Here is a 20,281-nt window from a genome sequence, read left to right as displayed (position 1 = left end):
GGCGAAAGGCAGGTGGTCAGCGATGCAGGATCCGGGTGAGGGCCTGGTCGAGCGTGGACAGGGGGTCCGACGTGGGGCGAGGGGCGCGCCAGGCCACGTACCCGTCGGGCCGCACCAGGACAGCGCCGCCTTCCCGCACCCCGTACCGTTCCCGCCAGCGGCCCTCCACGTCCACCAGCTCGTCGTCCACCAGGATGCGGGTGAGCTGCACGCCCAGGCGCTCCTTGACCACGCGGCCGGCGTCCATCCAGACCTGGCCGCCGCACTTGTCGGCCAGCAGGACGAAACCCGAGCCGAACAGGTCGATGGTCGAGATGCGCTGTCCCTCCCAGTCGAGCACGACGTGCGGGGCGCGGCTGCCGGGCCGGCCGCTCGGGAAGCGCGGGTCCTCCAGGAGCGAGCCGTCGTCGCCGGGCTCCTCCAGGACGGCGGCGGAGTGGTACCGGTAGCCGAGCATCGCCTGCAGGAAGTCCTCCAGGGGCTCGGGGTAGTCGGAGCGCTCGTCCACGGGCATCCGCACGCTGAGGTTGGCGAGCTGGGCGTCGGCGGTCAGGGCGCCGATCGGGCGGCGTTCGGCGTCGTAGGTGTCCAGGAAGCCGGGGCCGGCCTGTCCGCTGAGCACCAGCCAGAGGCGCCAGGCGATGTCGCAGCCGTCCTGGAGGGCGGTGCTGCCGCCCTGGCCGCCGGTGGGCGGCATGGTGTGGGCGGCGTCGCCGGCGAAGAAGACGCGTCCGGCGCGGAAGGTGTCGGCCACGACGTGCGCCAGGCTGAACGTCGCCGTGTCCAGCACCTGCACGTCCAGGTCCGGGATGCCGGTTCCGGCGCGGATGAGCTCGACGCATCGTTCCTCGGTGAGGGCCTCTGCGCCGCCGTCCGGGGAGGGGTTCTGGTTGATGCCGAGCACGTGCGCGCCGACGCCCGTGCCGGTCACGATGACGCCGGTGAACGCGTCGTTGTGGAGGTACCAGACGATGACCTCGCGCTCGTTCACCAGGCCGGTCAGATCGGCGTCGAACATGATCGAGCGCATCTGCACCAGGTCGCCCCTCCCGGAGGTGGGCACGGCCAGCCGCTCGCGCAGCGGGCTCCGGTGGCCGTCGGCCGCCACCACGTAGTCGGCCCGTACGACGCTCTCCTCGCCGTCGGCGGCGCGGATCACGGCGGTGACGCCGTCGTCGTCCTGGTCGAGGGAGATCAGCTCGGTGGAGAAGCGCAGGTCGGCGCCGAGCTCGTCGGCGTAGGCACGCAGCACCCGCTCGACCTCCGACTGGGGGGCGCCCACGCGGGGCACGGGGGTGAGGTCGGCCAGGGCGTCGAACTCGCCCGTGTCCTCGAAGATCATCTCCGGATCGGGGTCGGCCAGCGTCTTGGCGATCGCGATGCGCATGGAGTCGCCGATGCCGATCCAGATGTCGGCGAACGTCTGCTCGATCCCCGGCAGCGGCCGCAGCAGCTCGACGGCTCGCGGTCCCATGCCGAACGCCTTGGGCTGGATGGACGTGCTCGGGTGCCGCTCGACCAGAATGACGGGCACCTCGCGCCACGCCAGCAGCGCGGCAGCGCTCAGGCCCGCGTACCCGCCGCCGACCACCAGCACGGGCACTCGCTCTTGTCTCATTGCCTCCACCTCCGGGCACGAGTAGTATCGCGTTCTCCGATCAAGCGACACGATATGTCGCGTTTACGGAGACGGTCAAGACATATCGCGAATCCCGACATTCATCGGAGCTCTGCGCTCCCTGAAAGGAGCGCGCCGCCATCTGGGCGCGAGGCCAAACGGCCGCTGCCCGCCCCGCTCGCAAGCCCGCCCAGCGCCGACATCACCAGAAGGTCGAGCGGTTGCGCTTGAATCCAACCCTCGGTGCCACGTACCCGCTACGGGATTACTCGCCATGCTTGGCTACGAGGGCTCCCGGCCACGTCCGCTTCGGGGCTCCGGGCTACGTCTGCGCTTCGGGGCTCCGGGCTACGTCTGCGATACGGGGCTCCGGGCTACGTGTGCGCTACAAGGGCTCTGCGCCATGTGTCTGTCGCAGGGGCTGCTGTGCGCGGCGTGCCCGCTGCAGGGCTCCTCATCACGCGCCGGCTATGGGAGGTCTCCTGCCGTGTGCCGGCCGTGGGGGCCGCGCCGCGTGCCCGCTGTGCGGCTCCACGTCACGCGCCCGCTCCTGGGGGCTCCGAGCCCTGTGACCGCCGTGGGGGTTGTGCGCCGGGTGCCCGCCCCGACCATGTGCCGCCCCGACCATGTGCCGCCCCGCCCATGTGCCCGCTACGCGGAGGGGTGCGCGCCACGTCGTACTGCACGGCTCCTCGCCACGCCCTGCCATGGACGGCTCCGTGCCATGTGTCGGCTATGGGACGGGCGCGCGCCGCATGCCTGCTGCGCGGTCCTTCGCCACGTCTCGCCGTGGACAGTTCCGCGCCATGTGTGCGCCGCAGAGGCTGCGTGCCGCATGTACGCTGCGAGCCTCTTCACCCATGTGCCCGCTATGGGCGGTTTCCTGCCTTGTGCTCGCCGTAGGGGCTGCGCGTTGCGTGCCTGCTGCGGGGCTCCTCGTCACGTGTCCGCCACGGGAGGTTCCTGCCCTGTGCCCGCTATGGGGGATGTGCGTTGCGTGCCGGCTGCGGGGCTTCCCGTTGTGTGTCCGCGACGGGACGGTTGCGCGCCGCGTGCCCCTACGGGGTTCCTCGCCACATCCGACTGTGGGAGTTCCTCACTGTGTGCCCAGCTGCGTGCTCAGCCGGCATCCGCAGATCGTGGGCTTCACGGTACGAGGGTGCGGCCGGGAGTTCCTGTGCGGTGCGGGCTGTCGCAGTCGCAGGCCGATTATCGCCTTCCCGAACCGGATGGCCAGATGCCGATGGCATACCGCTTCTGGGGGGCTCAGCTGTCGAAGTGCAGGCGGAGTGTCAGCTTCGGGGCGGGCAGGCGGGCAGGCGGGCAGGCGGGCGGCTGCGGGTCGGGTGCGGGCCGGGTGTCGGTTCTCGGGCCGCCGCTCAGGCGCTGGCCGATGGGGGCGGCTACTGGGTCGGTGGTGGGGTGCTGGGCATGGGCCGGGGGCGGGCGGCTGTTGGGCGGCCGCGCTCAGGTCTCGGGGTGCTGGCTGCGGGCGGCCTGGGGGAGGCGCTGGGGTGAGGTGTCTTGCTTGGGGCTGGCGTTCTCTGCGTGGGAAAGCGGGTCAGGGGAGGTGGCGTTCGAGGCTTTGGAGTTTGGTGGTCATGCCGTCCGTCACGCCCGGGCGCAGGTCGGCCTTGAGGACCAGGCTGACTCTCGGGGCGACCTCGGCGACGGCGTCCACCGCGCGCCTGACGACGTCCATGACCTCGTCCCACTCGCCCTCGATCGTGGTGAACATCGCGTCCGTGCGGTTGGGCAGGCCGCTCTCGCGGACCACCTTGACGGCGCGGGCGACCGGTTCGGCGACCCCTTCGCCGACGCCCAGCGGGGTGATGGAGAAGGCCACGATCATGGCGACAGATCCCTCGGAGAACGGAAAAAGCCCGGACGAGACGATCGTAGCCGGGGCGAAGAGCCACGACGCGGGTGGGGCGCCGTGGCTGATCGCCGTACGTCAGAGGTCACGACGTGATGGGCGCCGTACGACGGAGCCGCGGCGCGGTGGGGCGTCGTGGCCGGTCGGCGTACGTCACGTCACGTCACGCCACACCACGTCAGGTCACGTCACGTCAGGTCACGTCACGTGCGAGAGGTCACGCGTGGTCGTGGTCGTGGTGGTCCTCGTCCTCGTCCTCGCTCGGCCCCTCGGACGGCTCCACCCCGAGAACGGCCTCACGCGGCTCGATCTCGGTGATGTGGTCCACGAGCTGCAGCACGTGGTCCGGCTCGATCAGCCACTGCAGCGCCGAGGCGCCGGTCTCGTCGGAGTTGACGAGGTCGGCCTGCTCGGAGCGCTCCTCGTCGCTGAGGTCGGCGTCGGGATGCCGGATCTCGGCCAGCGCCGCCGCCTGCAGCGCGTTCACGTCGAGCACCTCCACGGTCAGCTCGACCGTAAGGCGCAGGTATTTCGGTTCATCACTCATGGCGACGATGCTAGGGCAGCTTCCACTCGACAGGTGCGGCGCCTTGCTGGGTGAGCAGCTCATTGGCGCGGCTGAACGGCCGCGAGCCGAAGAAGCCGCTGCGCGCCGACAGCGGGGACGGGTGCGCCGACTCGATGCGCGGCACGCTGCCGAGCATGGGCGCGAGGTTGCGGGCGTCGCGGCCCCACAGGATGGCGACCATCGGCTTGTCGCGGGCCACGAGGGCGCGGATGGCCTGCTCGGTGACCAGCTCCCAGCCCTTGCCCCGGTGGGAGGCGGGCTTGCCCGGCATGACGGTCAGGACCCTGTTGAGCAGCAGCACGCCCTGCTCGGCCCACGGGGTCAGGTCGCCGTTGGCGGGGCGGGGGAGGCCGAGGTCGGACTCCATCTCCTTGTAGATGTTGAGCAGGCTCCCGGGGATCGGCCGCACCTCGGGCGCCACCGAGAACGACAACCCGACGGGGTGGCCGGGCGTGGGGTAGGGGTCCTGGCCCACGATCAGCACCTTGACGTCGTCGAAGGGCTGGCTGAACGCGCGCAGGACGTTGGGGCCCGAGGGCAGGTACTGCCTGCCCTCGGCGATCTCGTTGCGCAGGAACTCACCCATCAAGGAGATCTGCTCGGATACGGGCTCAAGAGCCTGAGCCCATCCGGCTTCGACGACTTCATGCAAAGGACGACCGGCCATGGCCGTGAAGCTTATCTAGGTCTGGTACGGCTTGCCGCCCAAACGGACGCGCAGGCCGTACCGGAATGATCACAACGACGGCTTGCCGGGCTGGAAGAGCCAGGCGTCGAAGAGGGTGTCGAGCTGCCTGCCGGACACGCGTTCGGACAGGGCGACGAAGGCGGCGGTGTCGGCGTTGCCGTACTTGTGGTCGTTTGCCCAGGTGCGCAGGATCGTGAAGAACGCGTTGTCGCCGACGGTCCGGCGCAGGACGTGCAGGGTCGCCGCGCCGCGGTCGTAGACGGGGTCGTGGAAGAGCGCGGCGGCGCCACCGGGGTCGGCGGTGGGCGTCTGCCAGAACTCGTCGTCGGCGGGCCTGGCGTAGACGCCGTCGAAGGACGTCTGCACGGTACGGCTGCCGATCTTCTCCAGCCAGAGCCATTCCGCGTACGTCGCGAAGCCCTCGTTCAGCCAGATGTCCCGCCATAAGGTGGGCGTCACCGAGTCGCCGAACCACTGGTGGGCCAGCTCGTGCGCGAGCAGCGACTCGCCGGGCACCACGGGGTAGATGGGCCGGGTCTGGGTCTCCAGGGCGTAGCCGACGTTCGGCTCGTGGTCCACGATCCCGCCGGTGGAGGAGAAGGGGTACGGGCCGAAGAGCGAGCTGAAGTAGTCCAGGACGGGGGCGTGACGGGCGGCGAAGTCCGTCGCCGTGCCGGCGAGCTTGGGGTCCACGGCGGTGATCACCCGGTAGCCGCCGGACCTGGTGTCGGTGAGCTGGAACTTGCCGATCGACACGGTGGTCAGGTAGCTGGCCATGGGCTCGCGGGCGTCCCACACGAAGGTGGTCCGGCCGCCGGCCGACGTCCTGGCCACCAGGTCGCCGTTGGCCACCGCGACCCTGGTGCTGGGCACGGTGACCGAGAACCGGTACGTCGCCTTGTCCGACAGGTGATGGTTGCCGGGGTACCAGGTCATGGCGCCCTGCGGCTCGTTGGCGTTGAAGACGCCGTCGCTGGTCCTGATCCAGCCGTCCCTGGAGCCGTCGGGGTCGAGGACGTGGGTGGGCCTGCCGTCGTACCGGACGGCGACGGAGAAGCCCTGCCCGGAGGCGAGCGCGGCGGCGGGGGTGACGACCAGTTCGTCGCCGCTGCGGGTGAAGGCGGCGGGCCGGCCGTCCACGGTGACCGAGCGTACGGACAGCGAGCCGGACAGGTCGAGGTCGAAGCGGCTGAGCGCCTGGGTGGCGCGGGCGTTGACGGTGGCGACGCCGGTCAGGACGTTGGAGGAGGGCTCGTAGTCGAGGGCGAGGTCGTAGTGGCCGGCGTCGTAGCCGCCGTTCCCCTGGCCGGGGAAGTACGGGTCGCCCGCCCCGGGCGAGCCCGGGGTGCCGCCGAGCGCGGCGGCGGGGGTGAGGGGGAGGGAGATGAAGGCTGCTGCGGCGAGGGCGAGAAGACGCTTCATGAACAATCATCGGAGGTCCGGAAGGACGTGTTACGGGCGCCCGCCTGCCCCCCTCGGGAGGCGGGCGCCCGCCGGGAATGGCCTACTTGACGGAACCGGCCATCATGCCCTGGACGAAGTACCGCTGGAAGGCGAAGAACAGCACCAGCGGGATGATCAGTGACAGGAACGCCCCGGAGGAGAGGATGTCGACGTTCGATCCGAACTGCCGCATCTGGGACTGCAGGGCCTTGGTCATCGGCTGGTTGTCGGTGTTGGCGAACACGAGCGCGATGAGCATGTCGTTCCACACCCACAGGAACTGGAAGATCCCCAGCGAGGCGATGGCCGGCTTGCCCAGCGGGAACACGACCTGGGCGAAGATCTTCCACTCGGGTGCGCCGTCCATCCTGGCCGCCTCCAGCAGCGAGGCCGGGATGCCGACGAAGAAGTTGCGCAGCAGGAAGATGGCGAACGGCAGGCCGAACGCCGTGTGGAACAGCACCACGCCGGGGATCGTGCCGAAGATCCCGACACCGCCGTAGAAGGCGGCGACGGGGATCAGCGCGATCTGGATCGGCACGATCAGCAGGCCCACCACGACCAGGAACGCCGTGTCCCGGCCGCGGAACTCCATCCACGCGAACGCGTACGCCGCCATGGCCGCGATGCCGATCACCAGGATCGTGGTCGGCACGGTGATGGCCACCGTGTTCCAGAACGACGAGGTGAAGCCGCTGGCCAGCAGGTTCTTGTAGTTGGCCAGAGTCAGCTCGGCGGGCTTGGTGAAGATCGTCCACCAGCCCTCGGCGTTGTTCACCTTCACCGTGCGCAGGGAGACGACCAGCAGGCCGAGCGTCGGCACCAGCCAGAACAGGCCGAGCACGATCATGATCACCTGGACGGCCCCGCCGCCGAGGCGGTCCACTATCCTGCTCGCCACGCCCCTGCGCGGCGCGCCCGACTCCAGCCGGTGAGACGCCTTCACGGTCGCGGTCGTCATGTGTCTTCCCTTCTGAACCGGCGGATGTTCATGATCATGAAGGGGAGGACCAGGATGAGCAGGAACACCGCGAGTGCGCTGCCGAGCCCCTGGTTGTTCCCGCCGCCGAACGACACGCGCCACATCTCCAGCGCGACCACGTTCGACTGCGGCTGAACCGAGGCCGGCGCGATGATGTAGACCAGGTCGAAGACCTTCAGCGTATTGATGATCATCGTCACGAAGACGACGAGCAGCACCGGCGACAGCAGCGGCACGGTGATCCGCCGGAACACCTGCCACTCGGTCGCGCCGTCGATGCGGGCGGCCTCCAGGGCGTCCCGCGGGATGGCGGCGAGGCCGGCGGCGATCAGCACCATCGCGAACCCGGCCCACACCCAGACGAACGCGCCGATGATCGCCGGCGTGATGAGCGTCTGGCCGAGCCAGGTCAGGCCGCCGTAGCTGGCCTGGAAGTTCGACTCCGGCAGCCGCACGACGTAGGAGCCCGCGGGCAGGCCGTCGAAGCGGAACGTGCCGTCGTCGGCGGTGGTGGCGGTGCCCGCCACCTTGCCGTTCTGGACCGCCTCGACGGTGATGCCGGGCAGGCCCTTCTCCGTCGGGTCGACCGCGCCGCTCTTGCCGCCGCCGCCCTGGGTGAAGTCGAACCAGACGGTCCCCGACAGGCCGTCGCCCGAGGGGGCGCGAGCGGTCTGGGCGTTGGACGGCATGGTCTGCGGCTTGACGCCGACGATCGGGATCAGCACCGGCCGGCCCGCCTGGGCGGGCTCCTTGGTGACGACCGCGCCGTTCTGCTCGGTCACGGGAGACTCGTCGCCGCCGCGCGGCCGGGCCTCGGGGTAGCCCTTGGAGGAGGAGAACGTGTCGTGCACGGTGGTGAGCACGGCGTTGGCCAGGCCCTTGTCGGGGCTCTCCTCGTACACCAGGCGGAAGATGACGCCCGCGGCCATCAGCGAGACCGCCATCGGCATGAACACGATCAGCTTGAACGCCGTCGCCCACTTGATGCGCTCGGTCAGCACCGCGAAGATCAGGCCGATCGTGGTGACCACGATCGGCGCCACGACCACCCAGATGAGGTTGTTGCGGATCGTGACCAGCATGCCCTGGTCGCTGAAGATCGTGGCGTAGTTGCCCAGCCCCACGAACCCGCTGCCCGAGGCGTCGAACAGGCTGCGGAAGATGGAGTAGACGATGGGGTAGACCACCCAGACGCCGAGCAGCAGGGCCGCCGGCAGGAGGAAGGCGATGGCGACCGCCGGCGATGGGCCGAGGCGTCGTCTCGTACGGGGGGTTTCAGCCGGTCCTGCGGAGGGCCCGCCCGCGATCTTCGCGGGCGGGGCCGCCGGGCCGTCCAACCGTTCGGTCACGGCCTTACCTCTTTACTTCCAGGCCTTCTTGGCCTCGGCCTCGAGCGCCTCCTGGGCGCCCTTGACGTCGCTCGGGTTGCGCAGGAAGTCCTGGAGGACCTTCCACTCGCCCTTGCCGTCGGTGCCGCCGAAGGCGCTCGGGGCCAGGTCCGACATGTCGTAGCGGACGGCGTCGCCGGCGGAGACGATCGTCTGGCCGAGCTGCTTGGTCAGCTCGTCGGGGTAGTTGTCGGGGGAGACGTTCTTGTTGGGCGACAGGTAGCCGGGGAGCTTGGCCCAGATCTCGCCGCCCTCCTTGGAGGCCAGGAACTGCACCAGGGCCATCGCGCCGGGGGAGTCCTTCATGACCACGGCCACGTCGCCGCCGAGCACGACCGGGGCGGTGTCGCCGGCCTTCGGGAACGGGAAGTACTTGGCGCCCTCGCCGACCTTGGCGCCGTCCTGGGTGGCCTGGGTGGCGACGAAGTCGGCCTCGATGACCATGGCGGCCTTCTTGTTGCCGTAGACCTTGGTCACGCAGGTCGGGAAGTCGGTCTGCAGCGCGCCGGAGGCGCCGTCGAGGACGAACTCCTTCTTGCCCGCGATCTGCGCGATCTTCTCCAGGGCGGTGGCGACGCTGGCGTCGGTCCAGGGGATCTCGTGCTTGGAGAGCTTGTCGTAGTTCTCCGGGCCGGCGCTGGACAGGTAGACGTTCTCGAACAGGTCGGTCAGCGTCCAGCCGGAGGCGCCGCAGAGGGAGAAGGGCGGGGTGCCGGAGTCGGCGATGGTCTGCCCGGCCTTGATCAGCTCGTCCCAGGTCGTCGGCACCTGGACGCCGGCCTCCTCGAACGCCTCGGAGCGGTACCAGACCAGCGACTTGTGCGCGGCCTTGATCAGCACGCCGTACACCTTGCCGTCGGCGGAGCCGAGCTCCTTCCAGTACGGCGTGTAGTTGGTGTCGATCTCCTGGGTGACCTCGGCGGACAGCGGCTTGAGCGCGTCCTGCTTGGCGTACTGCTGCACCAGACCCGGCTGCGGCAGGATCGCGACGTCCGGCGGGTTCTTGCCCTGGATGCGCGGGCCGAGGTAGGCGCCGGTGTCCTCACCCGTGGAGGCGTAGGTGACGGTGGCGCCGGTCTTGTCGGAGAAGGCCTTGAGCACCTGCTCGAAGTTCTTCTGCTCCGCGCCGGTCCACTTGGCCGCGACCTCCAGCTTGACGCCTTCGAGCGTCTTGGCGCCGGCGGCGGAACTGGCCGGCGCCGACTCCGAGGCGGTGGGGGTCGTCGTCGTCGGGGCGTTGCCGCAGGCGGCGACGGCTACCGCGAGCCCTGCCAGGACTACTGCTGCACTGGCTTTACGCATGGCTTGCCTCACTGGGTTCTGATGATCTCTTCGAGTTCTGACTTCATGGAGGCCGCGACGTCGTCGGCGGACTCGTTCTCGGGGTCGGCCAGGGCCTTGGCGACCGAGCTGGCGATCACCAGGCTCACCTGGTTGTAGTTGGCGCTCACCGGCCGTGGTTTGGCGGCGAGGATGCTCTCCTTGAGCACCGGCAGGTACGGGAACCGCTTGATCAGGGCCGGGTCGTCGTACAGCTCGGTCCACACGGGCGGGAAGGAGCCCTCGGTGAGGACGCGGCGTTCGTTCTCCAGGCTGGTGAAGTAGCGGATGAACTGCTGTGCGGTCTGCTGGTGCTTGGAGTAGGCGCTGACGGCCAGGTTGATCCCGCCGAGTGAGCTGGATCCCTGACCGTTGAGTCCGGGCAGCCGGGTCACCGCGAAGCGGTCGCCCAGCTTGGCCCTGGCCGGGCCGTAGGCGTGCGGCCAGTTGCGGGCGAAGGCCAGCTTCCCGTCCTGGAAGGCCAGCCGGGTCTCCTCCTCCTTGAAGGACAGGGAGTCGCCGGTGATCCAGCGCTCCCGCAGCCCCTGCATCAGGAAGTCGAGCGCGATCTTCCCCTTGGCCGGATCGAGGGTCACTTCCGTGCCGTCGTGGTTGAGAATCTGCCCGCCCGCCGACTGCACTGCCTCGGAGAAGTTCACGGTCAAGCCTTCGTAGGCCAGGAGTTGGGCCGCATAGCCTCCGATGTCCCGCTTTTTCGTTACTTCTCGCGCTTTATCGCGAAGTTCCGCCCAGGTCTGCGGCGGCTTCTTGATGAGATCGGTCCGGTAGTAGAGCAGTCCCGCGTTGCTGGTGTACGGGACGGCCCAGAGCTTGCCCTTGTAGACGGCCGTGTCCACGACGGGCGGCAGGAACCTGTCGAGCGGGAACAACCCGCGCTCCAGGGGGATGATCCAGCCGTTCTCCGCGAACTCGGCGGTCCACACCACGTCGAGCCCCAGCACGTCGTAGCGGTTGCTCTGGGCCTGGAGGTTGGCCACCATCTGGGCGCGTTGCTCGTCGGCGGCCTCGGGCAGCTCCAGCAGCGTCACCTTCTCGGCCGGGTGGGCCTGGTTCCAGCGGTCCAGCAGGGGTTGCAGGTACGCCGTGGTGTCGCGTCCGGTGGCGAAGGTGATCGGGCCTGTGCCGCCCGTCCCCTTCTCGCCGCTGCCCTCGTCACCCGCCACCGTGCATCCGGCCGCCAGTACGACGACCAGAGCGAACGAAAGCGGGCGCAGCACTCTGTTTCCTCCACAATCAGCGGGGTTACATACGTGTTAGGTAGATGCATTCATGTTATGCACACCTGTAATCTGATGGTCAACGGATACCTACGTAACGCTCACGTAACACAAAGCGGGGAGGTGAGGCGTGCGGCTTCACCTGCTGGCGCTCCTGGCCAAGGAACCGGCCCACGGCTACGAGCTCAAACAGGCCCTTGAACAGACGTTCGGCAGCGCCTACCCCTCCCCGAACATCGGGCAGATATACGTGACGCTCGGCCGGCTGGAGAAGGACGGGCTGGTCAGGGCCGTCGACGTCGAACAGTCCAACCGGCCGAACAAGAAGGTCTACTACCTGACCGCCAAGGGCCGCGACCTGCTCACCATCTGGGTCGACGAGCCCACCGAGGGGCCCAGGGTACGCGACGAGTTCTTCATGAAGCTCGTGCTCGCGCCGCTCACCGGCATCGCCGACCGGATGGCGCTGATCAGTCGCCAGCGCCGCCACTACCTGTCGCTCATGGGCGACCTCAATGACCTGCTCTCCCGTACGGAGCCTGCCGACCGGGTGGCCCTGCTGCTGATCGAAGGGGCCATGCTGCACCTTCAGGCCGATCTTGACTGGCTGGAGCGATGCCAGGAGGATCTGGCATGAGCTCGGTCCTAAAAACGGTCAATCTGGTCAAAATCTACCAAGATGGCGCAGTGCCGGTCCCGGCCGTGCGCGGGGTGGACCTCCAGGTCGAGCCGGGCGAGTTCGTCGCGGTGATGGGGCCGTCCGGCTCGGGCAAGTCCACGCTCGTGCACATGCTCGGCGGCCTCGACGCGCGCACCAGCGGCGAGATCTGGCTCGACGGGCAGCGGGTCGACACCCTCTCCGAGAGCGCCTGGGCGCTGCTGCGGCGCAAGAAGGTCGGCTTCGTCTTCCAGTTCTTCAACCTGGTCGCCAACATGACCGTCGGCGACAACGTCGAGCTGCCCGCGCTGCTGGCCGGGGCCTCGCCCAAGGTGGCCCGCGAGCGGCGCGAGAGCCTGCTCGGCGCGCTCAACCTGGCCGACCGCGCCGGGGCCTCGCCCGCCCAGCTCTCCGGCGGCGAGCAGCAGCGCGTCGCGCTGGCCAGGGCCCTGGCCAACAAGCCCAGCCTGCTGCTGGCCGACGAGCCCACCGGCAACCTCGACAGCCGCAACACGCGCGACGTGCTGCGCCTGCTCAGCGACGTGCACAAAGAGGGGCAGACGATCGTCATGGTCACCCACGACGCCCGGGTGGCGGGCCTGGCCGACCGGCTGGTGTCGCTGTTCGACGGCGAGATCGTCGACGACGGCCGCATCGCCCGCCGTCGCACCCGCACCGCCGGCGAGGTGATCGACCTCCGATGAGCACCACCCTGGCCGGAAGCCGGTGGATCAAGGCCGACCTGCGGGCCAGGAAGGGCCAGGCGGTGCTCACCGTGCTGGTCGTGGCCGGGATCGTGGCCGCCCTGATCACCGCGGCGACCCTCCTGGAGGACGGCACCAACCCGTGGCGCAGCCTGTCGGCCCAGACCGACGGCGCCCACGTCTGGGTCTACACCGACGACGACCCCGACGTCGCCCTGGGCGGCATCGACGGCGTCACCGGCACCGCGGGCCCCTACCGCTCGGCGCCCGTCACCGTGGCGCAGGAGGGCAAGAAGGAGCCCGCGTCGCTGCGCGCGATGCCCGCCTCGCCGCCCCGGGTGGCCCATCCCGTGCTGGCCGAGGGCAGGTGGCTCGACGGCTCGCAGCCCGACGGCGTGGTCGTCGAACACTCCTTCGCCAGGTCGCTGGGCCTGGCGATCGGCTCGCCGTTCACCGTCATCGCGCTCAACGGCGAGCGCCACACCCTGTACGTGCGCGGCATCGCCGACTCCGCCGACCAGGGCTTCTACCCCGAATGGACCCCCGGGCTGGCCTGGGTGCTGCCCGCCACGCTCGACCGCGTCGAGCCCATGCTGGGCCGCAGCGAATGGGTCACCGGGCTGCGCCTGTCCGACCCCGACGCCAGCCAGGTCGTGGCCCAGCGCGTCGTGGTGATGCTGGAGGACAAGCTCCAGCGCGTCTACACCTGGCGCGAGGTCAGGGCCGCGATGGAGCTGGACAACCGGCTGCTCGGCACGCTGCTCGCGCTGTTCGGCGTGGTGGGCATGGTCGCGGCGGCGCTCGCGCTGGCCAACGCCGCCGGCGGCCGGGTGCTCGGCCAGCTCCGCGACCTGGCCACGCTCAAGTCGATGGGCTTCACCGGCGGCCAGGTCGCCCTGCTGCTCCTGGTCGAGCACGGCGCGCTCGGCCTGCTCGGCGTCGGTCTCGGCGCGCTGGCGGGCTGGGGGGCGACGGCGGTGGTGCTCGGCACGTACTCGGCCGCGCCCGTGCCGGTGCTGGCCATCGTGGCGGGCACGGCGCTGGTCGTCCTGGGGGCGGTGGGGGTGCCCGCCTGGCGGGGGGCGCGCACGCCGCCGATCCCCGCCGTGCCGGCCTCGCCGCCGCGCGGCCACCTGTCCCGGCTGGCCCGGCTCGGCCTGCTCGTACGCCTCCCGCCCGCCCTGATCCTGGGCACCCGCGACGCCTTCACCAGGCGCGTGCCGGCGTTCCTGACGGCGTTCGGCCTGGCCGTGCCGATGATGATGATCACGATCGGTCTCGGCGTCTGGGCCACCCTCGACAACTTCCTCAGCCACCCCGAACAGGTCGGCCAGCACGCCGGCCTGTACGTCCGTCCCGGCAAGCAGATGGAGTCGGCCGAGGCCCAGCGCATCGCCGAGCGCGACCGCGACGTGCGCGCTGTCTACCCGGGCAGCGACGTGAACGCCCTGGCCCCGGGCGAGGCCCGGTCGGTCCGGGTGCGGGCGGTCGGCAGCTCGACCGACCCCTACCCGTTCCCCGTGATGGAGGGCAGGGGCTACGCCGAGCGCGGCGAGGCGGTCGCCGGGCAGGGGCTGCTCGACCTGCTCGGGGTCAGGATCGGCGACCGGGTGCGGCTGACCGTGGGCGGCTCGCCGCTGATCGTCCGGATCGTGGGCCGCACCGTCGAGCCCGACCTGGACGGCGAGGTGCTCTCGGTGGGCCTGGACAGCCTGGCCGCCAAGGACTCCGTGCCGCCCCAGTACTACGCGCTGGCCCTGCGGCCGGGCGCCGACAAGGCGGAGGTGCGCGCCAGGCTGCTGGCCGAGTCGGGGGAGAACCTCGACGTGCAGGCCGCGGTCAACCCGGCCGACCGGCTGTCGATCATCAGAGTGGTGATCGTGGCGCTGATCGCCGTGCTGGCCCTGATCGGCCTGGCCAACCTGCTCACCGCGAGCGCGATCGGCCTGCGCGACCACGCCTTCGACCTGGCCGTGCTCAAGGCCATGGGGCTGACGCCACGCCAGGTCATGGCCACGCTGGTGACCGGCACCGGCCTGCTGGTCGTGCTCGGCGTCGGCGCCGGCACGGCGGTGGGGGCGTCCGTGGTGGTGGGGCTGATCGACCTGCAGGGTCACACGAGCGGCGTGGGCGCGGGCATCGGCCGCGCGCCCTCGCCGGTGACGCTGGCAGTGGCCGTGGTGACGGCAGTGGGCACGGCCCTCGCGGTGGCGCTCATTCCCGCCCGCCGCGCGGCCCGTGCCCAGGTGCCCGTCACGTCACGCTGACCTGCTCGGGGGCTGTGCTCAGTCCCCGGGCTTCAGCGCGAACCAGTAGAAGCCGTGGCCCGGCAGGGTCAGCAGGTAGGGCAGCTCACCGATCTTCGGGAAGCGCACCCCGCCGCGGGCCTCGACCGGCACCATGCCCTCGAACCTGCGCAGGTCCAGCTCGACGGGCTGCGGGAACTTCGACAGGTTGTTGACGCAGAGCATCACGTCGTCGCGGTCCTCGCGCACGTACGTGAGCACGCACGGGTTGGAGGACCACATTTCGGTGTAGGCGCCGAGGCCGAACACCGGGTGGTTCTTGCGGATCTCCAGCATGCTGCGGGTGAAGTGCAGCAGGGAGCCCGCGTGGCGCTGCTGGGCCTCCACGTTGACCGCCTGGAAGCCGTAGATCGGGTCCATGACGGCCGGCAGGTAGAGGCGGCCCGGGTCGGCCGAGGAGAACCCGGCGTTGCGGTCGGGGCTCCACTGCATCGGCGTGCGGACCGAGTCGCGGTCCTCCAGCCAGATGTTGTCGCCCATGCCGATCTCGTCGCCGTAGTACATGACCGGCGAACCGGGCAGCGACAACAACAGCGCCGTGAACAGCTCGATCAGGTCCCGGTTGTTGTCCAGCAGGGGCGCCAGCCGACGCCGGATGCCGAGGTAGGCCCGCATGCGCGGGTCCTTGGCGTACTCCTTGTGCATGTAGTCGCGCTCTTCCTCGGTCACCGTCTCGAGCGTGAGCTCGTCGTGGTTGCGCAGGAAGATGCCCCACTGTGCCGTGTCGGGCAGCTTGGGGGTGCGGGACATGATCTCGGAGATCGGCTCGCGGGTCTCCTTCTTCACCGCCATGTAGATGCGCGGCATCAGCGGGAAGTGGAAGGCCATGTGGCACTCGTCGCCGCCGGTGGTGGGGTCGCCGAAGTACTCCACGACGTCCTCGGGCCAGCCGTTGGCCTCGGCCAGCAGCACCCGGTCGGGGTAGAGCCGGTCGACCTCCGAGCGGATCTTCTTCAGGTACGCGTGCGTCTCGGGCAGCCCGGAGCACGCCGTGCCCTCACGCTCGAACAGGTACGGCACCGCGTCGAGGCGGAAACCGTCGATCCCCAGGTCGAGCCAGAACCGCAGCACCTCCAGCATGGCCTCCTGCACCGCCGGGTTGTCATAGTTCAGGTCCGGCTGGTGGTGGAAGAAACGGTGCCAGTAGTACTGCTTGCGCACGGGGTCGTACGTCCAGTTGGACTCCTCGGCGCCGATGAAGATGATCGGCGCGTCCGGATAGCCGGTGGGCTCGTCGGACCAGACGTAGAAGTCCCCGTAGGGCCCCTCCGGATCGTGCCTGGAGGCCTGGAACCACGGGTGCCTGTCGCTGGTGTGGTTCATGACCAGGTCGGTGATGATCCGCAGGCCCCGCTCGTGCGCGGCCTCGATCAACTGGACGAAGTCTCCCAGATCGCCAAAATCCGGAAGGATCTTCATATAGTCCGAAATGTCATAACCGCCATCGCGCAGCGGGGACTCGTACAGCGGCAGCAGCCAGAGGCAGTCGACGCCGAGCCATTCCAGGTACCCGAGCTTCTCGATGAGACCGCGCAGGTCGCCCGTGCCGTCACCGTTGGAGTCCTTGAACCCCCGGACGAGAACCTCGTAGAACACCGCCCGCTTGTACCATCGCGGATCTTCCGAGACGAAAGCCTCAGAGATCGACTCAGGTGATGGGGATGCGTTGATCATGATGTCGCTCACAGGAAGAGATGTGGGCAGGACGAAGTCACCGGTTACCCCGGCGTTCTTAGCTGGTGACCGCGCCGCGTGGAGTCGTCATCCCTGCGAACTCCATGCCCTCGAACGAGACCGGATTTGTGATCTGGTGCCCGTTTGTTGCGGCGCTTACGGGCCGAACACTACCAGCCCGGTGGCTTTCCGGAACCCGCTTCTGCTGTGCGACGTGTAATACCCGCGAGATCCGTATGTAATCGCCCTGTTACCCAGAGTTCACTAAAAAGGTGCGGTGACGTCCGGGAGGTCGTTCTCGAAGTCGTTCAGCCAGAGCCCGAAAAGCACCAGTCCGCGCACCCAGAAACGGTCGTTCCAGCCGTTGAACCGGGTCAGCGCGTCCGGTCCGCCGGCGATCACCTCGTGCAGCTCGTCGGAGAGCATCGCGGGCACCCGCCGGGCCACGACTTCGAGCATGGCGTGGGAGTACGCCCGCGCCGGCGCGGCCGTGGAACGCAGGGGCACCCGCTGGAGCGGCTGCTTGACCACGTTCGTGGACGGCAGCGCGGCCACCCTCGGGTTGGCCGCGTGCAGCACCTCGCGGTAGAAGCGGCCCTTGTCCTTGCGCGCGACGCCGACGCTGAGCGCGGCGTCGAAGAAGGCGGGATGGATGAACGGCGCCGCGAACGACGCCTCCGGCCCCACCAGGTTGACCGCCGAACGCGCGATGCCGCGCACGGTCCTGGTGTGCAGCACCGACAGCGGCAGCTCGGCCCGGTGGCCGTGGAGCATCGAGGTGGCCGCCGCGAACTGCTCGCGCACGGTCTCCTCCATCCACTGCGCGGCCGCCTTGGACAGGAACGGCTGCGCGGGCGCGCCCAGCGACAGCGAGCCCAGCAGCGCCGCCGACCGCTCGGCCTGCGTCCTGGCCTCCAGCGCGGCGCCGCTGACCATGAAGTTCTTCAGCAGCGGGCCGCCGGCCAGGCCGTCGACCAGGATGCGGCCCGAGCCGTGCACCTCCTTGGCGAACGGCGCGTACCAGGCGTGGTGCGGCGTCAGGTACTCCAGCCGGCGGGCCACCTCGGCGGCGTCGGCGGGGTAGGCGGCGGCGTCCTGGGTGACGATCCGGTGCGGGATGCCCAGCTCGCGGGTGATCGCCCTGGCGAAGGCGATGTCGGTGTCGGTGCCGTCGTCGGGGCTGGTGGTCCACGACTCGACGTCGGCGCCGCGGGCCATGGCCACACTGGCCAGCAGGCGCGAGTCGTAGCCGCCGCTGACCGGCACGAGCAGCCTGCGGCCGTCGTAGTCCTCGTAGACGTGGTGCAGCAGCTCGACGATCTCCTCGGGGCTGGTCCACGCCTCGTACGGCTCGGTGCGCAGCCAGCGCGGCAACCGGCGCTCGGTGGCCAGGCGGCCGTGCTCGAACACCAGCGCGCTCGACCCCGGCAGCCGCCTGACCTCCCGGTACGGGGTCGCCTCGCCCAGCGGGAACGTCACCTGGATGATCGAGGCCCAGGCGGCCCAGTCGATCTCGATGGGCACCAGGCTGAGCAGCGGCTGGATCAGCGAGGAGAAGTAGACCGCGTCGCCCTGGCGCACGTAGTAGACGTCGACCAGGCCGAGCGCGCCCGCGTGCAGCGTCACCCGCGCGCCGTCGCCGATCAGGCCGGGCGCCTCGTACGTCTCCGCGACCGTCATCCAGTCCTCGGCGGCGGCGGGCTTGCGCTCGCCCCACGAGAACGCGAACGCGCCGCCCGCCCGGTGGTACGGCGGCAGCGGCGCGGAGCTGAACAGCGCGGCCTCGTCCGTCTGGAGCGCGGGCCGCACCTTTGGGCCCGCGGCGGTGAGTTTGCCCAGTATGGAGGTGTCGATCCGGCCGAGAGCGCCGCATACGTAGGGTCGCACGTTGAACTGCACCGGATCTCATCCCTTCGAGACGCTTCCTGCAAAAGAGTATCCTTTGCCGGGCTGAGAGAGCGGAGGTCCGGTTGTCTACCGAGCTGGAAAGCACGCGTCGGGCGTTGCGGGAAGCTGTCGCGCAGGCCGAGCGCGCGGCCGAACTGGCCAGGCTGCTGGACGCCGCGCAGTCCAGGCTGGCGGCCGCCGAGGAGAGCGCCGAGGAGGCCAGGAAGCTGGCCGAGCAGCTGAGCGAGACCGAGGAGCGGCTGGAGGCCGAGCGGGCCGCGGCCGACAGGCTGCGCAAGGAGCTGGCCGAGCAGCGCTTCCAGGCCGAGGTGGCCAACTGGAAGCTGTCCTCGATCAAGGTCGCCCGCTGGAACCGGCTCGGCGACGCCATCAAGAGCGGCAGGAACAACCCGATGCGCCTGGCCAAGGGGCTCAAGGGCGCGGCCAAGCCGGTCAAGCGGCCCAGCGCGCCCAAGCGCCGGCCGGTGGCCGTCCAGGGGGCCAAGGAGGCACGTCCTGGGGCGTCGTTCCAGGCCACCAGCACGACCAGGACGCTGGGCGGGGCCTCGTTCAAGCTCAAGCCGTACCGGATCCCCACCGGGCCCAACACCCGCCCGCACCTGACCGCGGCCGTCGTCGCCGATCCGCACGTCGAGGCGCTGCTGCGCTACGAGTGGCGTCAGACGACCGGGTTCACGCCGCGCGACTTCGCCCGCGTGCTGCCGCTGGAGGTGCCCCACCTGCTCGTGGTGGAGTCCGTCACGCAGGGGCCGTGGCTGGAGGAGCTGACCGGCGAGCCGGGCGATGGGCTCAGGGCCCTGCTGGCCTGGTGCGCCGAGCGTGGCATCCGCACCGTCTTCTGGCACACCCAGGGCGACGTGGCCGACTACGCCGCCGCGGCCGAGCTGTTCGAGCACCGCTTCACCACCGACATGACGGTCCCGTGGCCGCGCCTGCACTTCGGCGTGCAGCCCCGGGTGCACAACCCGCTGCCGCTGGCCGGCGGGCGGGTCGACCGGGTGCTCACGCTCGACCAGCTGCTGCCGCCGCACCTGGCCTATCCCGACGTGCTCACCTCCTACCGCTGGCCGGCCGCGGCCGACTGCCCGCCGGGCACGCCGCAGTGGCGGCTGGCCGAGATCGCCGCCTGCGGCACGCCGATCGGCACCGAGCCGGACTCGCGGCGGGCGCACGTGGCCCTGCGCCGGGCCTACGGCACGGGGACGATGACCGAGCGCGTGGACGAGCTGCTGGAGGCCATCGGCCTGCCCAGCGCCCGCGCCACCCTCGACACCTCCGTGCTGCTGCCGATCCTCGACCCGTCGCTCATGGAGCACGCTCTCGCCCAGGTGGCCAGGCAGTCCGGCGTGGCCCAGGTGATCGTCATCGGACCGCCGGAGGCCGAGCTGCGCGCCCGCGACGTGCTGATCGACGCCGAGGTGCTGTACCGGCGGCCCCACCCGGCCATGAGCGAGGGCGCGATGCTGGCCAAGGGCCTCGACCTGTGCGAGGCCGACCTGGTCGCGGTCATGGACCCGCGCGACGTCTACGGTCCGCACTACCTGTCCGACCTGCGCCGGGCCTTCCTGTTCAGCACGGCCGACATCGTCGGCAAGGCCGCCTTCTACGCCCACCTGCGCAAGCCCCAGGCGACCCTGCTCAAGCAGCCCGAGGCCGAGTACGCCTACCTCCCCGAGATCGCCGGGGCCACCCTGCTCGCCCGCAGGAACGCCCTGCGCGAGGTGGGCTTCGCCGACCTCACCGAGGGCTGGGACGAGGTCATGATGCGCCAGTGCCGCACCGACGGCGTCAAGGTCTTCTCCGCCGACCGGTTCGGCTACGTGCGGGTGCGCGACGAGGACCGCTGGCTGCTCGGCGCGGCCCACCTGGTCGAGTACGGCTCGGCGGAGCCGCACGCGCTGATCTGACGC

At 70.2% G+C, this 20,281-nt stretch carries 15 protein-coding genes; 4 read left to right on the top strand and 11 right to left on the bottom strand.

What is annotated here, in order from left to right:
- Positions 1-16: 16 nt before the first annotated feature.
- The 9 genes from ACFYUV_RS12575 to ACFYUV_RS12535 form a co-directional block, all read right to left on the bottom strand.
- Positions 17-1,618: an FAD-dependent monooxygenase gene (locus tag ACFYUV_RS12575; protein WP_387668076.1), complete on the bottom strand. Its 1,602-nt coding sequence runs from the start codon at positions 1,616-1,618 to the stop codon at positions 17-19.
- Between the two features lie 1,561 nt (positions 1,619-3,179).
- Complete coding sequence (locus ACFYUV_RS12570; protein ID WP_358283378.1) at positions 3,180-3,470, bottom strand: MTH1187 family thiamine-binding protein; 291 nt, start codon at positions 3,468-3,470, stop codon at positions 3,180-3,182.
- A gap of 241 nt (positions 3,471-3,711) precedes the next feature.
- Positions 3,712-4,041 carry a hypothetical protein gene (locus ACFYUV_RS12565; protein ID WP_352320347.1) on the bottom strand — a complete coding sequence of 110 codons (330 nt, stop codon included), beginning with the start codon at positions 4,039-4,041 and terminating at the stop codon, positions 3,712-3,714.
- 10 nt (positions 4,042-4,051) lie between these two features.
- Positions 4,052-4,729 carry a uracil-DNA glycosylase gene (locus ACFYUV_RS12560; protein WP_387668073.1) on the bottom strand — a complete coding sequence of 226 codons (678 nt, stop codon included), beginning with the start codon at positions 4,727-4,729 and terminating at the stop codon, positions 4,052-4,054.
- 69 nt (positions 4,730-4,798) lie between these two features.
- A complete protein-coding gene (locus tag ACFYUV_RS12555; RefSeq protein ID WP_387668070.1) occupies positions 4,799-6,172 on the bottom strand; it encodes a M1 family metallopeptidase in 1,374 nt (457 codons plus the stop codon).
- Positions 6,173-6,254: 82 nt separating this feature from the next.
- Positions 6,255-7,154 (bottom strand): carbohydrate ABC transporter permease, encoded by a 900-nt coding sequence (locus tag ACFYUV_RS12550; RefSeq protein ID WP_387668068.1) that lies wholly within the window; start codon positions 7,152-7,154, stop codon positions 6,255-6,257.
- The gene (locus ACFYUV_RS12545) at positions 7,151-8,524 is read right to left on the bottom strand and encodes an ABC transporter permease subunit (RefSeq protein WP_387668065.1); all 1,374 of its coding nucleotides are present in this window, start codon (positions 8,522-8,524) and stop codon (positions 7,151-7,153) included. Before ACFYUV_RS12545 ends, ACFYUV_RS12550 begins: the two co-directional genes overlap by 4 nt.
- Positions 8,525-8,536: 12 nt before the next feature.
- Positions 8,537-9,865: an ABC transporter substrate-binding protein gene (locus ACFYUV_RS12540; protein WP_358283386.1), complete on the bottom strand. Its 1,329-nt coding sequence runs from the start codon at positions 9,863-9,865 to the stop codon at positions 8,537-8,539.
- A gap of 8 nt (positions 9,866-9,873) precedes the next feature.
- Positions 9,874-11,121, bottom strand: coding sequence for an ABC transporter substrate-binding protein (locus ACFYUV_RS12535; protein WP_387668062.1), 1,248 nt, complete (start codon positions 11,119-11,121; stop codon positions 9,874-9,876).
- 130 nt (positions 11,122-11,251) lie between these two features.
- On the opposite strand from ACFYUV_RS12535, the gene ACFYUV_RS12530 reads away from it, so the two are divergent.
- Genes ACFYUV_RS12530 through ACFYUV_RS12520 form a run of 3 tightly spaced genes read left to right on the top strand, consistent with a single transcriptional unit; the run spans position 11,252 to position 14,750 of the window.
- Positions 11,252-11,758, top strand: coding sequence for a PadR family transcriptional regulator (locus tag ACFYUV_RS12530; RefSeq protein ID WP_387668059.1), 507 nt, complete (start codon positions 11,252-11,254; stop codon positions 11,756-11,758).
- On the top strand, positions 11,755-12,483 hold the full coding sequence (locus tag ACFYUV_RS12525; protein WP_352349946.1) for an ABC transporter ATP-binding protein: 729 nt from the start codon (positions 11,755-11,757) through the stop codon (positions 12,481-12,483). Before ACFYUV_RS12530 ends, ACFYUV_RS12525 begins: the two co-directional genes overlap by 4 nt.
- Positions 12,480-14,750 carry an FtsX-like permease family protein gene (locus ACFYUV_RS12520; RefSeq protein WP_387646026.1) on the top strand — a complete coding sequence of 757 codons (2,271 nt, stop codon included), beginning with the start codon at positions 12,480-12,482 and terminating at the stop codon, positions 14,748-14,750. The genes ACFYUV_RS12525 and ACFYUV_RS12520 overlap by 4 nt, the downstream gene beginning before the upstream one ends.
- Positions 14,751-14,768: 18 nt before the next feature.
- Here ACFYUV_RS12520 and treS read toward each other — a convergent pair whose 3' ends face one another.
- Both treS and ACFYUV_RS12510 read right to left on the bottom strand, forming a co-directional pair.
- Positions 14,769-16,463: a maltose alpha-D-glucosyltransferase gene (gene treS / locus ACFYUV_RS12515; protein ID WP_358283394.1), complete on the bottom strand. Its 1,695-nt coding sequence runs from the start codon at positions 16,461-16,463 to the stop codon at positions 14,769-14,771.
- A 264-nt stretch (positions 16,464-16,727) separates the two neighbouring features.
- Complete coding sequence (locus tag ACFYUV_RS12510; protein ID WP_387668056.1) at positions 16,728-18,350, bottom strand: asparagine synthetase B family protein; 1,623 nt, start codon at positions 18,348-18,350, stop codon at positions 16,728-16,730.
- 116 nt (positions 18,351-18,466) lie between these two features.
- Here ACFYUV_RS12510 and ACFYUV_RS12505 point away from each other — a divergent pair, with 116 nt between their 5' ends.
- Positions 18,467-20,278 (top strand): hypothetical protein, encoded by a 1,812-nt coding sequence (locus ACFYUV_RS12505; RefSeq protein ID WP_387668053.1) that lies wholly within the window; start codon positions 18,467-18,469, stop codon positions 20,276-20,278.
- Positions 20,279-20,281: the final 3 nt, after the last annotated feature.

The organism is Nonomuraea sp. NPDC003560 (assembly GCF_042878785.1).
In the GTDB taxonomy this organism is placed as follows: Bacteria; Actinomycetota; Actinomycetes; order Streptosporangiales; family Streptosporangiaceae; genus Nonomuraea.
Note: the sequence above shows the minus strand (reverse complement) of the source record. Positions and strands in the feature narration are given on the sequence as shown.

Bases quoted from the DNA above. Each gene is read 5' to 3' on its own strand.
- ACFYUV_RS12565 (WP_352320347.1), bottom strand. From the start codon at position 4,041: ATGAGTGATGAACCGAAATACCTGCGCCTTACGGTCGAGCTGACCGTG.
- ACFYUV_RS12525 (WP_352349946.1), top strand. From the start codon at position 11,755: ATGAGCTCGGTCCTAAAAACGGTCAATCTGGTCAAAATCTACCAAGAT.
- ACFYUV_RS12520 (WP_387646026.1), top strand. From the start codon at position 12,480: ATGAGCACCACCCTGGCCGGAAGCCGGTGGATCAAGGCCGACCTGCGG.
- ACFYUV_RS12555 (WP_387668070.1), bottom strand. From the start codon at position 6,172: ATGAAGCGTCTTCTCGCCCTCGCCGCAGCAGCCTTCATCTCCCTCCCC.
- treS (WP_358283394.1), bottom strand. From the start codon at position 16,463: ATGATCAACGCATCCCCATCACCTGAGTCGATCTCTGAGGCTTTCGTC.
- ACFYUV_RS12560 (WP_387668073.1), bottom strand. From the start codon at position 4,729: ATGGCCGGTCGTCCTTTGCATGAAGTCGTCGAAGCCGGATGGGCTCAG.
- ACFYUV_RS12550 (WP_387668068.1), bottom strand. From the start codon at position 7,154: ATGACGACCGCGACCGTGAAGGCGTCTCACCGGCTGGAGTCGGGCGCG.
- ACFYUV_RS12540 (WP_358283386.1), bottom strand. From the start codon at position 9,865: ATGCGTAAAGCCAGTGCAGCAGTAGTCCTGGCAGGGCTCGCGGTAGCC.
- ACFYUV_RS12575 (WP_387668076.1), bottom strand. From the start codon at position 1,618: ATGAGACAAGAGCGAGTGCCCGTGCTGGTGGTCGGCGGCGGGTACGCG.
- ACFYUV_RS12570 (WP_358283378.1), bottom strand. From the start codon at position 3,470: ATGATCGTGGCCTTCTCCATCACCCCGCTGGGCGTCGGCGAAGGGGTC.